This window comes from Prolixibacter bellariivorans ATCC BAA-1284, from assembly GCF_000621705.1.
Taxonomy (GTDB): Bacteria; Bacteroidota; Bacteroidia; order Bacteroidales; family Prolixibacteraceae; genus Prolixibacter; species Prolixibacter bellariivorans.
In genome coordinates this window covers 615,733-631,249 of sequence record NZ_JHXO01000001.1, presented here as the reverse complement: position 1 = coordinate 631,249, position 15,517 = coordinate 615,733, and the positions used below count along the sequence as shown (strand labels likewise).

Below are 15,517 nucleotides of genomic sequence, written 5' to 3'. Positions count from 1 at the left end.
TTAGTTTTGTCCGGTTACACCGAATATTTCCCGAATAACTTCGCGATCATCGAAATGATGTTTTACACCTTTAATTTCCTGGTATGTTTCGTGTCCTTTTCCGGCCACCAGGATAATATCGCCCGGCCGGGCCATCATGGCCGCTGTGCGAATTGCCTCTTTTCGGTTCGAAATGGCCAGCACTTTATTTCTTTGGTGCGCTTCCACACCCTTCATCATATCCGCAATAATTTCCTCCGGGTCCTCTGAACGCGGATTGTCAGCCGTTAGCACAACGCGGTCGCTGGCTGACGCGGCTTCCTGGGCCATTTCCGGACGTTTCGTCTTATCCCGATCGCCACCGGCTCCCACTACCGTGAAAAGCGTTTCGTTCCGGGTACGAATTTCGTTAATCGATGAAAGCACATTCTTCAGCGCATCGGGCGTATGCGCATAATCGACGATGGCAAAAACGCCCAGCGGAGATCGAATAATTTCGAAACGACCATCAACCGACTTCAGCAGACTCATTTGCTGCAATACTTCCACTTTTTCCGCGCCAAGCGAAACAGCCGTACCATATACCGCCAGTAAATTCATGGCGTTGAAATTACCAACGAAATGCGACCAAACTTCCGTTCCATCAACACTCAACAACATGCCATCGAAATGACTTTCCAGCACTTTTACCCGAAAATCGGCCAGCGAACGCATGGAGTATGTCAATTTTTGAGCAGCTGTATTTTGAAGCATCACCATACCGTTTTTATCGTCGGCATTCGTCAGAGCGAAAGATCCTTTGTTCAATCCATCGAAGAACAACTTTTTGGCGTTACGGTATTCGATGAATGTTTTATGATAGTCGAGATGATCGTGCGTCAGGTTCGTAAAAATTCCGCCATCAAACTGAATACCAGCAATACGTTGCTGATGAATGGCATGTGAACTGACTTCCATAAAACAATAATTACAGCCAACCGCCACCATCTCCGCCATCAATTCATGAATCTGAACCGGATCGGGTGTGGTATGTGTCGAAGGCCGTTTTTTATCATCCACATAATTGCAAATGGTCGACAGCAAACCTGTTTTGTAACCGAGCATTCCGAACAGCTGATACAGCAACGTAGCAATGGTGGTCTTACCGTTTGTACCGGTTACGCCTACCACCTTCATTTGTGCTGAAGGTTCCCCGAAAAACCGGGAAGCAACTTCACCCAGTGTCAAGGCCGAATTTTCGCATTGAATCCATGTCACATCCGGACTTGGCTTTTCCGGCATCGTTTCACAAACAATTGCCACTGCCCCGTCAGCGATGGCACTATCAATAAACTGATGGCCATCCACCTGTGTTCCGGGAACGGCAACAAACAAAAATCCCGGTTCCACTTTACGTGAATCAAAAGCGACTCCGGTAACCGAGATATCCTTAGATCCCGTCACTTCCAGTCCGCTTAATCCAGACAATATTTCGTTTAAATTCTTCATTTACTCTCTTAATCTTAAAACCACTGATTGACCGGTGCGATATTTGGTGCCAGCCTTTATCGATTGAGCGACCACCTTCCCCCGTCCGGTTATTGAAACACGCAGCCCCCTGTTTTCCAACAGATAAACAGCATCCGATGCGCCCATTCCGGTTACCTTAGGCATTTCACCCGGAACAACCTGAAGCGGCTCCAGTTCCACATCGTTATTGGTGGTATCCATTTCAGCCCATTCGCTACTACCGTGAAACCAACCATGCAGTAAATCGGCATCGTCCAGCACTTCCTCCAAATCTTTTCGCTTACCCGAAACCTCTCCGGGATAATCCTGTTTTCCGGCGAAAGCCGAAATGTCCAAATCATCGTGCATCCGCAAATCACTCGCATACACGTTATCTGATATTGCCCGGAAAACCGGACCTGCTACCGAGCCGCCATAATAAGCTCCTTTGGGACCATTGATAACCACGATGCACGAATAGCGCGGCTTATCGGCCGGGAAATAACCGACAAAAGACGCCTGGTAAATTCGTCCAGAAGCATGGAAATATCCTTCACTTTGATTAGCCACCTGGGCCGTACCGGTTTTTCCGGCAATCTCGTAATTGGGGGTATTTAACGATTTGGCTGTTCCATATTCCACCACTCCCCTCAGCATGTCATGAACTTTACTGAGCGTTTCGGAAGAACAAATTTTCGGATTTATCACCTTCGTTTTAAACTGCTTGACAACCCGTCCATTTCGCTCAATCGCTTTAACCAGCCGTGGCTCCACCATACGTCCATTGTTGGCAACTGCATTATAAAATGTCAGCATTTGCAAAGGCGTCAATTTCAGCTCGTACCCAAACGACATCCAGGCCAGCGTTACGCCCGACCAGCCATTACCTCCGCCCGGATACTTGATGAATGGTTTTGCTTCACCTTTGATGCCTAAATCGACCGGGCGATTCAAGCCAAAGCTGTATATCCGATCGACAAACTCTTTTTCGTGCCCGGCATAAGCCTTCGTAATTATTTTGGCAACCCCAACATTGGAAGAATACTCGAAAACCTGCTTCATGTTAATTTTTCCATGTCCGCCATGTCGCCAGTCGCTGTCGTAAACCGTGCGATCTTTGTACTTCCAAACACCATTACCGGTGTCAACTATCGTAGACGTATCCACTTTCCCATCCTCCAGCGCCGCCATTAACGACACCAGTTTAAAGGTCGAACCTGGCTCTGCATTTCCGGAATTTCCTATGGCATAATTCTGGTAGCCCTCAACCAAATCACCGTCTCCGTCCCGGCCATAGTTAGCAATCGCCTTAATATCTCCGGTTTTCACATCCATCAATACAGCCGTCCCATATTTAGCCCGACTCTTCACCATCTCCTTCTTCAGGGCATGCATCAGCATATCCTGAAAATTCACATCGATAGTTGTAATCAGGTTGTAACCATCCTGCGGGTCTTCCTTACTTACATACAACCATCGTCCAGACATATTCCGTTTCAAAGCCAGACCGTCTTCACCTTTGAGGTAGCTTTCATACGCTTCTTCCAGTCCATAATAACCTACGCTACCGTGTGTACCACCATACACCGTGCTACTCATCCGGCCTAACGTGCGCGTGGCCATATTCCCGAAAGGATAAACCCGCATATTTTCCTGTTCAGCAATTAAACCACCCCGGTTTCGCCCACGCCGCAAAATGGGAAACTTCTCAATTTTTTGCAGTTCCAGGTAATTCACTTTGCGTGGATTAAGCAAATGGTAGCGTGCTCCCTGGCGATAAGCCGAACGTAACTCATTCCGGTAAACCGCTTCCGATTTATCCTTGAAAAAGTGAGACAGGCACCAGGCCAGTGAATCAACTTTCGCATTGAAAACCGCCTTCACCCCGGGTGCCGCCAAGTCCATCCGCAACTCATAATACGGAACCGACGTAGCCAGAGGCCTCCCGTCGTCGGCGCAGATATCACCACGCCGGGCAGGAATCGTCACCTCTTTTACGTTAAGCCGCTGACCTTTCTGATCCCAGCTCTTATCCTGCTGAATGATAAAAATATTGCCCATCAGAAGGAGGGCAAAAAGTATCGCAGCCACGTAAAACAGGCTAAATCGGGTTAGTATGGTTTTCCGGATTTCCATCAACCACTATTCTTTATCTACATATAATCTTCGGGGAGGTTCCTTCGAGACCTCGAGCCCCAGGTTACTTTTCTCTATTCGATCCATCACTTCCGAAGGCCGGCTCATCTTCATCAGCTCGGCTGCGACTGATACCGATTCCGAGCGCAGCTCTTTGAGCGAATCCTGCAAAGCCGTGATGTGCCTGATTGTTTTTTCCGATTTATACCGAATGGAAATATTGACCAGCAACATGACCACCACGACAAAAATCAACAACCGGTTCCTCCGCAGCCAGTCACTCTCCAGAATCCGACCATTTAAAATGGTTCGCAACGAAATCCGGTATCTCTTTCGGTTGTTCTTTTCGGGCATATTTATATTCGTTCTGCAATCCGCAACTTGGCACTTCGTGCCCTCGGATTCTCGTTAATTTCGTTTTCGTCAGGTACAATTGGCTTCCGGTTCACCGCCTTCATCGGTACTTCGTAATTTCCGTACAAGTCCTTCTCAATCGTTCCCTCAACCTTGCCGCTCTTCACAAAGTTCTTCACCATCCGGTCTTCCAGCGAATGATAAGTGATGGCAACAAACCGTCCACCAGGATTCAACACCTCAGGAATGGCCTCCAAAAAATCCTTCAACACGTCCATCTCCCGGTTTACCTCAATCCGAAGCGCCTGAAAAACCTGCGCCAAATACTTCTTTTCGATTTTTGTTGGAACGCATGGCTCAATCACCTTAAGGAATTGACTAATGGTATTAATCGGTTCCAGCGCACGGGCATTAACCAATAGAGAAGCCAGTCTCCGCGCATTTTTCACCTCTCCGTACGTTCTGAAAATCCGAATCAGTTCGTTCTCTTCGTATTCATTCACAACTGATGACGCATTTTTCTCTGCCGTCTGATTCATCCGCATATCGAGTTTTCCTTCGAAGCGAAAAGAAAATCCACGATCGGCTTCATCAAATTCGTGCGACGAAACGCCTAAATCGGCTAATATTCCATCCACTTTTTCAATCCCATGGTAACGGAGAAAATTTTTCAGAAACCGAAAATTATGCTGAACGAATATCAGTCGCTCATCCTCGATAAGATTTCGGCGGGCATCCTCATCCTGGTCGAAAGCCAGCAATTTGCCACCTTCCAGTTTATCCAGAATTTTGCGTGAGTGCCCTCCACCACCAAATGTCACATCGACGTATACACCTCCCGGTTTGAGCGCTAAACCGTCCACACTTGCATCCAACAACACGGGTACATGATATTCACTCATCACTCAGCAATTTGAAGAATCAAAAACTATCGGCCGGACCACCAAGCAGCTCTTTGTAAAGCCGCACAAAATCTTCGTCGGAAATCCGTGATGCCTCGTGCCTTGCAGGCTCCCACAACCTCATGCGTTCGCCCTGACCGGCAAAAATGGCCTCCTTGCCGATTCCGGCATATTCCAGCATTTCGTTAGGAATATTGAGCCGCCCATTGTCAGCCATATTCACTTTCACCACCTCTTCGAAATAGCGGGAAAGCATTTTACTGTGGAGCGGATCATCCATGTTAACCCGCTGGCGAAGCTTATCCACTTTCCGATGCCAGGCCGAGAGCGGATAAACATTCAAACATTTATCGTAAATATCTTTCTCCACCACATACACCACTTCCAGCGCATCTCCCATCTCCTTTTTAAAAGGAGCCGGAAGCACGACACGGCCTTTACCGTCAACATTTACAGGATATATGCTGGTGAAAGAGATCATAGCCCAGATTACCTACATTTTCATGTAAAGGTATCTTTTTTACACTATCTGACAAAGTATGACACATTGAGACACTTAGCAATTTTGTCAACAAATTGTTGACATCAATGTTCATAACCATGTTAACAACCAGTAGGAATTTGTTGAAATCTTTAATGCGGAGGAAATTTCCCTGTCTTTGGAATTCAAAGATACACTTCGTGTTGTAAATCCGGCTACCCGCGGCTTTAAATTATTCACCATTCTTCACACGATCAATTTTTTAGTAAATTTCGCCACAGTTGAATCACAATTTCTATGGAGCAAAGAGAACCGGTTCAAAAGTTAAAACCGATTGTACTAAAAGAGCTTATCGCGGAGAAAAGTGCCAAACTGGCGTCACGAATTCCGGGATTCTTATACCGTTACCTGAACTACAAACTGCACATTGCGGAAGCAAATCAAATTATCCGGAACTATGGACATCTGACCGGAGTAGCTTTCGCCGATGCCGTAATTCGCGATTTTGAGATTAAGTTCAGTTTTCATGGCATTGAGAAACTCCCGGATAAAGGTCAATACATTTTTGCTTCCAACCATCCGTTGGGCGGATTCGATGGCGTACTTCTTCTCAGTCAGGTAACACACCAAATGGGGCCCTCGAAATTCCTGGTAAGAGACGAATTGACAAAGATACCACCACTGGCCCCGGTCTTTGTTCCTATCAACAAACACGGCAGTCAGCGAAAGGCAGCGAAGCTCATACAGGAAGCCTATGAATCTGACGATCAAATCCTCATTTTCCCATCCGGATTGGCTTCCAGAAGAATAAAAGGAAAGATCGTGGATTTAAATTGGCACAAACACTTCATACAAAAATCGATACAATACCAGCGGAATGTCATTCCGGTTCATATTTCCGGAAGAAATTCAGGATTTTTCTACTGGTTGGCTAATTTCCGCAAGTTCATCGGTTTGAAATTCAATATTGAAATGTTTCTTTTGCCTGACGAAACATTCAAACAAAGGGGAAAAGAGATAAGTATCACATTCGGTGAACCGATTCCGTGGCAGACTTTCACTAAAGAAAAGTCGCAGAATACGTGGGCAGCATGGGTTAAAGCGAAGGTTTACGATATGGCACCGATTGCTCAAAAATAAGTGTACTTTACACATAACCTGTCTTTTATTTCTTATTTTTGACAACTTAAATCAAATGTTCGAAACATGAAGGAAATCATTCCTCCCGTTCCACGGGAGCTAATTGAATCGGAACTTACCGAGGATAAATTCCAACGCAAGACGAACAAAGCCGGGAACGAGATTTACATTTTTACCTATCACGAAGCTCCGAATACGATGAAGGAGATAGGTAGATTGAGAGAGCTGACTTTCAGGAAAGCGGGGGGCGGTACCGGTAAAGAAATTGACATTGACGATTACGATACCTGTGAAAATAATCCCTACAAGCAATTGATTGTATGGGACCCCATCAGAAAAGAAATTTTGGGAGGGTACCGGTATATTCATTGTTCCGGCCTGCCGCGTGACGAAAACGGCGAAGTACAACTGGCGACAGCGCGTCTTTTCCGTTTCTCCGAAAAATTCATCGATGAGTACCTTCCTCATGTCATCGAGTTAGGGCGTTCGTTTGTACAACCCGAATATCAGTCGAGCAAAGCGGGAGCCAAAGGACTGTTCGCTCTTGACAATCTATGGGATGGACTGGGGGCGTTAACTGTTGATCACCCCGAAATCAAGTACTTCTTCGGGAAAGTGACGATGTACACGCATTTCAATACCGAGGCCCGGAACCTGATACTTCATTTCTTCGAAACCTATTTCAGCGACCCGGATGAATTGGTCCGCCCCAAGAATCCCATGCCAACGCACCGTAACATCGAAAAACTCAATGCACTTTTTGAAGGCAAAGAGTACCAGGAGGCATACAAAATTCTGTCGCAGGAAGTACGAAACTACGGTGAAAATATTCCACCGCTCATCAATGCCTACATGAATATTTCGCCATCGATGCGAACCTTTGGCACCATTGTAAACGACCATTTTGGTGATGTAGAAGAGACCGGAATCATGATTAACATCGACGAAATGTACGATGCAAAAATCGACCGCCACGTTTCCACTTATTTGGAAGAACTGGTTGAAAAAGGAGAAGATCCGAAAGTAAGATTCCAGTAAAAGAAATTGAATCTATTCATAGATAACTAAAGCCTTCTGAAGATTTCAGAAGGCTTTTCTTTTTCTACCTGTACACACTGATAAAAAGGGAATTAAAAAACCATTACTCTTACTTTTACTACTTTTATAGTAGGTTTTCTATAGAAATAGTAGGAAATAAAAAATACATCTACTATGTTTGTAGTAGATATTTAAGTAAAAGTGTATTCAAATGGAAATAAAACAACTGACAAACGCTGAAGAACAGGTTATGCAAATTGTATGGCAACTGAAAGAAACTGTGGTAAAAGATGTTGTTGAACAATTTGATGAGCCCAAGCCAGCTTATACAACAGTTGCTACTGTTCTAACAGTTTTGGAGAAAAAAGGCTTTGTTGAAAAGCGGAAAATCGGAAACACCAACCTTTTTATACCCGCCATCAGTAAAGCAGAATACACAAAGCTTCAATTTACATCGCTGCTGAAAAACTACTTCAGTGGATCATTTCCCAAAATGGCCACCTTCTTTGCCCGCGAAAATCAATTGAATATCGAAGACCTGGAATCAATTATGAAACAGGCCGAAGAAGAATTAAAAAAAGAGCAACCTAAAACTGATTCATAATGGAAAACTGGTTTGACTTTCTGTTACATGCCTCTGTTGGCTTCAGCCTGTTTTTTCTATTGTACTGGCTGCTGCTCCGTCAATCAACTCATTTTAAGGCGAACCGGTTTTATCTGTTAGCCTCAGTTTTGATAGCATTGATTGTTACTGCATTTCCATTTCACTATACTGTAACACTGCAGTCAGCAACGCATCTACCTACGTTAACCGGAGTTTTAAACCGTACAGGAATACCAGACGGCTCCAAATCAGATAACTACGAAACAATGTGGCAAATGATTTTGCTGTTCGTCTACCTAACCGGAGCAGTACTATTCGCATTACGGTTGCTTATCCAAACGTGGAAGCCACTCCAGATTATCTATTCGTCAGAGCCCAAAATACAGGATGGTTATTACATTCATGAAAATGACAACTACGCACTGCCATTTTCATTCTTCAACCATATACTCATCAATCCGAAATACCTTAAACAGGACGAAATCAATGAAATACTTTCTCACGAACAAGTGCACATTCGTGAGCGCCATTGGATCGACCTGCTGATTATAGAACTGTTGACAGTCATTTTCTGGTTCAATCCATTCATTTGGTTTATTGAATTGGCAATCAAACAAAATCACGAGTACCTGGCCGATCAAGGTGTGATATCCCGGGGCCACTCACCCGTCAGGTACCAGGCTTTATTAGTTAATCAGCTAATGGGCATGCAGGTCATTGGAATCACCAACAATCTGAATTTTGCCCTTGGCCCAACCCGTTTAAACATGATGAAAAGACAAAAAACATCGAAAAAGAAGCTGTTCCACATGGCTTGGGGGATTCCCGTCCTGGCTTTTATGCTGGTGGCATTCGCCGAACCTGAATTTCAGAAGGCAGCTCCGACACAGGATAGCATTACGCCAACGACGGAAGAAACTACTTCTATTGTACCCACAAAAAGGATTCATGGTACAGTGGTTGATGAAAATGGCGAACCAATGCCTGGTGCATCGGTGGTAATCCGTAATACAACCCAAGGTACTGTAGCAGATATGAAGGGAGAGTTTTCACTCGAGATTCCGGAAAATGGATGTGAGTTGGTTATTTCTTTTGTAGGTTACAAAACAATTGTCAAACAGGTTTCCGCGAAAAAAAATAACCCAAAATTTCGGATGGAAAAAACTGTTATCGCAATTGATCCTGTAAACAAACCTTCCAAAACAGAAATGCCATCACCGCCTCCACCACCTCCAGCTGTTTCAAAGCAAGCTGGTAACAATGCGAAGAAAGATGGCACGGTATTCTTCATCGTAGAGGATATGCCAAAGTATCCAGGTGGCGATGAAGCATTAAAAGAGTACATCGAAAAACAAAAGGAAGAAATGCTTAAAAAAGCGGAATCGGAAGGGAAAAAGCTAAAAGGAAAAACCTACGTTAGCTTTGTCATTCAAACTGACGGTTCTGTTGCTGAGACAAAAATCGCAAGAGGCAGTGGCTCCGGGTATACCGATGAAAAAGCCGCTGAAATTATAAAGGGTATGGAGAAATGGAGCCCGGGAAAACAACGGGGAAAACCTGTTTCTGTAAGTTATACCATTCCCATTGAGTTTTAATCAAACATAGTTGTATTAGCCAAAAAAGAAGGATGCCAAATGACATCCTTCTTTTATATTTTGAAAAGGCCCTGATTAATATGCCCGCCCTTTAATTCCTTCGATATAATTAATGAATGAAGTATTCACCACCTTGTTTCCACCAGGCGTTGGATAATCGCCGGTAAAATACCAGTCGCCCAAATCGTTCGGACAAGCTTTATGGAGATTGTCTACTGTCTGGTAAACGATATCCACCTCGGCGTTGCAATCTACCGGCTTCAGCAACTGAGCAATTTTATCGGAAACTTCCTGGTCGGTAAACGGACGGTAAATTTCCTTCACGTAGTTCACAATCTCCTCCTTCGGCAAATGCTGCTGCTCTTTACATTTCTTATAAGTTTCATCAATCACATGGCTTTTACCCGTTTCCCGCAACAGCGTAATCGCCGCTTCAAAAGCAATGAACTTGCCAAGCTCGGCCATGTCGATTCCGTAACAATCGGGATAACGAATCTGCGGTGCCGATGAGATGATAATAATGCGCTTCGGATGAAGCCGATCGAGAATACGCAGAATACTTTGCTTCAGCGTAGTACCCCGAACAATGGAATCGTCGATGACCACCAGCGTATCTTTGTCATTTTTCACGACGCCATAGGTAACATCATACACGTGGCCAACCAAATCATCACGACTGGAATCGTCGGTAATGAACGTTCGCATCTTCACGTCCTTAATGGCAACCTTTTCAATACGGGGCTCAACGGAAATGATTTTTGAAATCTCCTCTTCCGTCATATTCTCGCCCAACGCATGAATTTTGTCTTTCTTCCACTCCAGCAGCAGGTCGCGGATACCTTCCATCATCCCGGAAAAAGCAGTCTCTGCTGTATTGGGGATATAGGAGAAAACAGTATTCTCCAGATCGTTGTCCACAGCCTTCATGATGGTCGGCGCGAGGAGATGTCCCAACTTTTTACGTTCGAGGTAAATATCGCGATCCGAACCACGGGAGAAATAAATCCTTTCGAAAGAACATGATTTCCGTTCTTGCGGAACACGAACCATCTCTTCCGACAAGGTTCCATCCTTCCTCACAATCAAGGCTCCTCCTGGTTTCACTTCCTGAACACTCTTCCAGGAAACGTTCATCACGGTTTGAATAACCGGACGTTCGGAAGCAACCACCACAATTTCATCGTCGGCATAATAGTAAGCCGGCCGAATTCCCCATGGATCACGCAACACAAAAGAATCTCCGTGACCGATAATTCCACCAATGGCATAACCTCCATCCCAATCGCGGCTGGAGCGCTCCAGTGTTTGTCTCAAATCCAGGTTTCGTTCAATAAGCGGCGAAATCTCCTTATTGGAGTAACCTTCGTTTTTATATCTGCGGAAAAGCATTTCATTCTCCTCATCAAGGAAATGCCCCACTTTTTCAAGAATGGTTACCGTATCGGTATAAGCTTTCGGATGCTGTCCCAAATCAACCAACAAGTCGAACAGCTCATCCACATTGGTGAGGTTGAAATTTCCGGCCAGTACCAGGTTCCGCGAACGCCAGTTGTTCTGCCGCATCACCGGATGGGTATATTCAACACTGTTTCGACCGAAAGTACCGTAGCGCAAGTGCCCCAGATAGAGCTCGCTCACAAACGGAAGGTTGTTTTTTGCCCAGGCTGGATCGTGATACGTGTTTGGAAAATTGTTTTTGGCGTGATTAAACTCGCCAAATATATTATCAAACACATCTTTAATCGGATTGGCATCCACTGAACGGTGGCGATGAATGTAATCCTGCCCCGCTGCCATGTCAATCTTCACACCTACAACGCCTGCCCCGTCTTGTCCCCGGTTGTGTTGCTTTTCCATCAACAGGTAAAGCTTATTCAAACCGTATTGCCAGGTCCCGTATTTTACTTTGTAGTATTCCAGCGGTTTGCGAAGCCTTATCATCGCTATCCCACACTCATGTTTTATTAGCTCGCTCATCTCAGCTTAATCTGCATTTTAATTTTCTGAACTTGAATTGCTGTAAAGATCCGGAAACTGAATTTCGTCGGGCACAATAAACGCATTGGGATAATCCCGTGTCATCTTTTTTTGTAACCGAAGAGCTTCGCTCCGTGTGCGAAAGTCACCAACCCGCACTTTAAAATCAGGTGACTGGTATATGATATAGGCTTTTACTTCCGGGTACGAGGAGAGAAAATCGGTCTTCACCTTCATGGCTTTTATCCTGGCCGAACTTCCCGAACCAAAATAAATCTGCACCCTGTACCCTGGCGTGGTTTGACGATTCTTATTGAGCCGGATTTGACGCTCAAGCAGTTCTTCTGTTTTCGGATTCTGGTGAATATTGAGTTCTGTCCAGACTCCGGTGGTATCGCCAGCCGGAAGCTGACCATATTCGCTGACCGGCGCCGGCTTCTGTGCCAACACATTACCCCAAAAGAGCAAAAGGACAACGAAAGTTGAAAGTATACTCTTCATGAACTGTTTTTCTTTAAGGATGCAAATATAACGGAAAAAGAAATGGCCGGGAAATTCCGGCCATTGTCAAATCTTTAAATTTATTCTGATTCAAGAGCTTCCTGTAGTTCGTCTGTCATTTCGAGGTTATGGTAGACATTTTGAACGTCATCGTCTTCTTCCAACGCCTCGATTAATTTCAGCACCTTCTGGGCCGATTCCACATCCAACTCCTTCGTGTCGTTGGGTATTCGCTGCAAGTCGGCACTAGCCACCTCGATGTTTAAATCTTCCAGTTTTTTATTCAGGTTACCGAAATCTTCCATGGCCGAAGTCAATAAAATGGAGCCATCCTCTTCCTCAATATCCTCCACTCCTGCATCAATCAAATCAAGTTCCACTTCCTCGAGGTTTATATTTTCGGCAGGAATGCGGAAAATCCCCTTCCGGTCGAAAAGGAAACTCAGCGAACCGTTCGTTCCCAGGCTTCCGCCGTATTTATTAAAAATGGAGCGTACGTTCGAAACCGACCGGTTGTTATTATCCGTCAGACATTCAACAAAGACAGCAATACCATGCGAACCGTAACCTTCAAACGTCACCTCGACATAACTGTCGGCATCGGCACCGGCAGCTTTTTTAATCGCCCGTTCGATATTATCCTTCGGCATGTTTTCGCCTTTGGCATTTTGAATGGCCAGGCGTAACCGCGGATTGCCATCCGGGTCGGGACCACCATCCTTCACGGCTACCGATATCTCCTTAATCAGGCGGGTAAATATTTTTCCGCGCTTCGCATCAAGTGCGCCTTTTTTACGCTTAATTGTCGACCATTTACTGTGTCCTGACATATAACTTACTTTTGAATTTGCAACATTGAATTCTCGGAGTCGTAAAGATAAGAAAATCCCAATTTTTAAAGAAAATGATTCAGGAAAGGACAATTAAGTCTTATTTAGACAAACCCTTATTGTCCAAATTCAAAATATGATGGTAAATTTGCCCAACTAATTTTCTCATTTGATTTTACCGTAATGGCGAACAAGAAATTATATATCGAGACGTACGGTTGCCAGATGAACGTGGCAGACAGCGAAGTGGTGGCAGCCGTATTGGGAGAGAAGGGATATGACCTTACCGAAGATCATCAGGACGCCGATGCCATCTTAATAAATACCTGTTCGATTCGCGACAATGCCGAGCAACGCATTCATGCCCGTTTGGATTTGTTCCAGAGCCATAAAAAGAAAACCCCCGAAAAAGTAGTGGGGTTGATTGGCTGCATGGCCGAACGAATTGGTGATCAACTGCTCGAAAAGAAAAAAATTGATTTGGTGGCCGGTCCCGATGCGTATCGCGATCTTCCTTACCTGTTCGACAAGGTGAACCGTGGCGAAGAGGCCATCAATGTCGATTTGACCACAAACGAAACATACGATTCCATCATCCCGAAACGTATCGGGAACAATAAAATATCCGGTTTTGTATCCATCACCCGCGGATGCAACAACTTCTGTACTTTCTGCATTGTACCTTATACCCGTGGCCGGGAAAGAAGCCGCGACCCGAAGGATATCATCAACGAAGTACAGGACCTGATTAACAAGGGCTACAAAGAAGTAACGCTGTTAGGTCAGAATGTGGACTCATACCGCTGGCGCGAACAAGGCTCCCGCCCGGTGAAATTTGCCGACCTGATGGAGATGGTGGCCAAAGTCGACCCGAAAATCCGGGTACGCTTCTCCACTTCGCATCCCAAAGACATGTCGAATAAACTGCTGGAGGTAATTGCGAAGTATCCGAACATCTGCAAGTTTATTCACCTGCCATTCCAATCGGGAAGCTCACTGGTACTGGAAAAAATGAACCGGAAGTACACCCGCGAATGGTATCTCGATCGCATCAAAGCCATCAACGAGATTATACCCAACTGTGGCTTGTCCACTGACATAATTACCGGCTTCTGCAGCGAAACGGAAGAGGATCATAAGGAGACCCTTTCGCTGATGGAAGAAGTTCGATTCGACTCCGCTTTCATGTTCAAATACTCCGTTCGTCCCGGAACATACGCACACGAGCATTATGAAGATGATGTTCCTGAAGAAGTAAAAGCCAGACGACTGAAAGAGGTGATTGATTTGCAAAGTCGCATTTCGCAGGAAAATAACCGTCAGGATATCGGCAAAACTGTCGAAGTACTGATCGAGGGTGTTTCCAAAAAGAGTGACGAGCAATATTTTGGCCGTAGCTCGCAAAACAAGATGGTCGTGTTCCCGAAAGGTGATTTGGAGTTTGGCGACTATGTTCGGGTGAAAGTAAACAGCAGCACACAAACCACGCTGATTGGCGAAGTAGTGGAAAAAGTTGAACAACCAACTGAATAAGCTAATATGAGTAAGCTAATTGACGAATTCCAGGATTACCGTGCCCGGATGAACGAGAAAATTCTCTCGGCCGACAACAAGGTGATGAAACGCATCTACAACCTTGACACCAACACCTACATGGAAGGCGCACTGTCGACCAAAACCAAAGAAATGCTCGGATTGGTGAGCTCGATGGTGTTGCGTTGCGACGATTGCGTCAAATATCACCTGGAGAAATGCCACGAACAAGGTGTTACCACCGAAGAGTTGTTCGAAATTTTCTCGGTGGCCAACCTGGTGGGCGGTACCATTGTGATTCCCCACACCCGCCGTGCCGTGGAGTACTGGGAAGAGTTACTGAAAGACGAATAAACGAACGATATTATATTAAAGAAAAGGGTCTTCTGAACGGAAGACCCTTTTCTTTTCTCTCATTTCCCCGGGAAAAGCTCCGGCCGGACAAACGGAATCAAGGCCAGGCAAACGGCCTGCTCATAAAGCAAGGTGCGGGTAATCGCATCATGGGTGAGCAATCCTACCGCGCCATTATCCTGCTTTGAGTTGGTCCGGCCAAACACACGGTCATCGGCATCACCCAGTTCCAGACCTTCCTCAACCAACTTCACTACTTCGGGCGGAAGCTGAAAAGTAGTGGTCCGCGACTCGCCAAATTGCCCGTCAGCACAGGCAGCAATCCAGGCAAACGACTGCATCCCTTCGTTGTGCCGCTCGATTCCGCCTTCCACACCAAACCAGAAATCGGCGTTGGGAACTTTCTCACGTGCATTAGCCGCCCGGTTATGAGCGCCGGCGCGGGTTTCCTCATCACTCATGGGCTGGTCGGAAACTCCCGAATCAACACTCACTCCTTCAATCTCAATTTCCGTTCCCGGGAAAAGTTTTTCAAAGCCTCGCTTTACCGCCTCAATTTTTACCGGGTTACGCGAAGCCACCACAATATGTTTTTTCGTCATTAT

The 15,517-nt window shown here is 45.4% G+C and carries 15 protein-coding genes; 6 read left to right on the top strand and 9 right to left on the bottom strand.

What is annotated here, in order from left to right; translation table 11 throughout:
- The 5 genes from T426_RS0102745 to T426_RS0102725 are packed head-to-tail and all read right to left on the bottom strand — an operon-like array spanning position 1 to position 5,340.
- The gene (locus T426_RS0102745; protein WP_025862999.1) at positions 1 to 1,467 is read right to left on the bottom strand and encodes a UDP-N-acetylmuramoyl-L-alanyl-D-glutamate--2,6-diaminopimelate ligase; all 1,467 of its coding nucleotides are present in this window, start codon (positions 1,465 to 1,467) and stop codon (positions 1 to 3) included.
- A complete protein-coding gene (locus T426_RS0102740) occupies positions 1,468 to 3,603 on the bottom strand; it encodes a penicillin-binding protein (RefSeq protein WP_025862998.1) in 2,136 nt (711 codons plus the stop codon).
- Positions 3,604 to 3,609: 6 nt separating this feature from the next.
- Positions 3,610 to 3,957, bottom strand: coding sequence for an FtsL-like putative cell division protein (locus T426_RS0102735; RefSeq protein WP_025862997.1), 348 nt, complete (start codon positions 3,955 to 3,957; stop codon positions 3,610 to 3,612).
- Between the two features lie 2 nt (positions 3,958 to 3,959).
- Positions 3,960 to 4,859: a 16S rRNA (cytosine(1402)-N(4))-methyltransferase RsmH gene (rsmH, locus tag T426_RS0102730; protein ID WP_025862996.1), complete on the bottom strand. Its 900-nt coding sequence runs from the start codon at positions 4,857 to 4,859 to the stop codon at positions 3,960 to 3,962.
- Positions 4,860 to 4,878: 19 nt separating this feature from the next.
- Positions 4,879 to 5,340 (bottom strand): division/cell wall cluster transcriptional repressor MraZ, encoded by a 462-nt coding sequence (locus tag T426_RS0102725; RefSeq protein ID WP_025862995.1) that lies wholly within the window; start codon positions 5,338 to 5,340, stop codon positions 4,879 to 4,881.
- A gap of 297 nt (positions 5,341 to 5,637) precedes the next feature.
- Between T426_RS0102725 and glsA the strand changes: the two genes are divergently transcribed.
- The 4 genes from glsA to T426_RS0102705 all read left to right on the top strand — a co-directional run bounded on the left by glsA (position 5,638) and on the right by T426_RS0102705 (position 9,717).
- The gene (gene glsA / locus T426_RS0102720) at positions 5,638 to 6,480 is read left to right on the top strand and encodes a 1-acyl-sn-glycerol-3-phosphate acyltransferase (protein ID WP_025862994.1); all 843 of its coding nucleotides are present in this window, start codon (positions 5,638 to 5,640) and stop codon (positions 6,478 to 6,480) included.
- Positions 6,481 to 6,546: 66 nt separating this feature from the next.
- The gene (gene glsB / locus T426_RS0102715) at positions 6,547 to 7,518 is read left to right on the top strand and encodes a glycine N(alpha)-acyltransferase GlsB (protein WP_025862993.1); all 972 of its coding nucleotides are present in this window, start codon (positions 6,547 to 6,549) and stop codon (positions 7,516 to 7,518) included.
- A 211-nt stretch (positions 7,519 to 7,729) separates the two neighbouring features.
- Entirely contained in the window at positions 7,730 to 8,122 is a 393-nt protein-coding gene (locus T426_RS0102710; protein WP_051538473.1) for a BlaI/MecI/CopY family transcriptional regulator, read from the top strand.
- Complete coding sequence (locus tag T426_RS0102705) at positions 8,122 to 9,717, top strand: M56 family metallopeptidase (protein WP_025862991.1); 1,596 nt, start codon at positions 8,122 to 8,124, stop codon at positions 9,715 to 9,717. The genes T426_RS0102710 and T426_RS0102705 overlap by 1 nt, the downstream gene beginning before the upstream one ends.
- 75 nt (positions 9,718 to 9,792) lie before the next feature.
- Here T426_RS0102705 and T426_RS0102700 read toward each other — a convergent pair whose 3' ends face one another.
- From T426_RS0102700 to T426_RS0102690, 3 genes are all read right to left on the bottom strand, one after another.
- Positions 9,793 to 11,694, bottom strand: coding sequence for an amidophosphoribosyltransferase (locus T426_RS0102700; protein ID WP_027585243.1), 1,902 nt, complete (start codon positions 11,692 to 11,694; stop codon positions 9,793 to 9,795).
- An 18-nt stretch (positions 11,695 to 11,712) separates the two neighbouring features.
- Entirely contained in the window at positions 11,713 to 12,195 is a 483-nt protein-coding gene (locus T426_RS24875) for an SPOR domain-containing protein (protein ID WP_025862990.1), read from the bottom strand.
- A gap of 80 nt (positions 12,196 to 12,275) precedes the next feature.
- Positions 12,276 to 13,025 carry a YebC/PmpR family DNA-binding transcriptional regulator gene (locus T426_RS0102690; RefSeq protein ID WP_025862989.1) on the bottom strand — a complete coding sequence of 250 codons (750 nt, stop codon included), beginning with the start codon at positions 13,023 to 13,025 and terminating at the stop codon, positions 12,276 to 12,278.
- 183 nt (positions 13,026 to 13,208) lie between these two features.
- Here T426_RS0102690 and miaB point away from each other — a divergent pair, with 183 nt between their 5' ends.
- Both miaB and T426_RS0102680 read left to right on the top strand, forming a co-directional pair.
- The gene (gene miaB, locus T426_RS0102685) at positions 13,209 to 14,558 is read left to right on the top strand and encodes a tRNA (N6-isopentenyl adenosine(37)-C2)-methylthiotransferase MiaB (RefSeq protein ID WP_051568919.1); all 1,350 of its coding nucleotides are present in this window, start codon (positions 13,209 to 13,211) and stop codon (positions 14,556 to 14,558) included.
- A 6-nt stretch (positions 14,559 to 14,564) separates the two neighbouring features.
- A complete protein-coding gene (locus tag T426_RS0102680) occupies positions 14,565 to 14,912 on the top strand; it encodes a carboxymuconolactone decarboxylase family protein (protein ID WP_025862985.1) in 348 nt (115 codons plus the stop codon).
- 59 nt (positions 14,913 to 14,971) lie between these two features.
- Here the strand turns inward: T426_RS0102680 and yjjX are convergent, their stop codons facing one another.
- A complete protein-coding gene (gene yjjX / locus T426_RS0102675) occupies positions 14,972 to 15,514 on the bottom strand; it encodes an inosine/xanthosine triphosphatase (protein ID WP_025862984.1) in 543 nt (180 codons plus the stop codon).
- Positions 15,515 to 15,517: the final 3 nt, after the last annotated feature.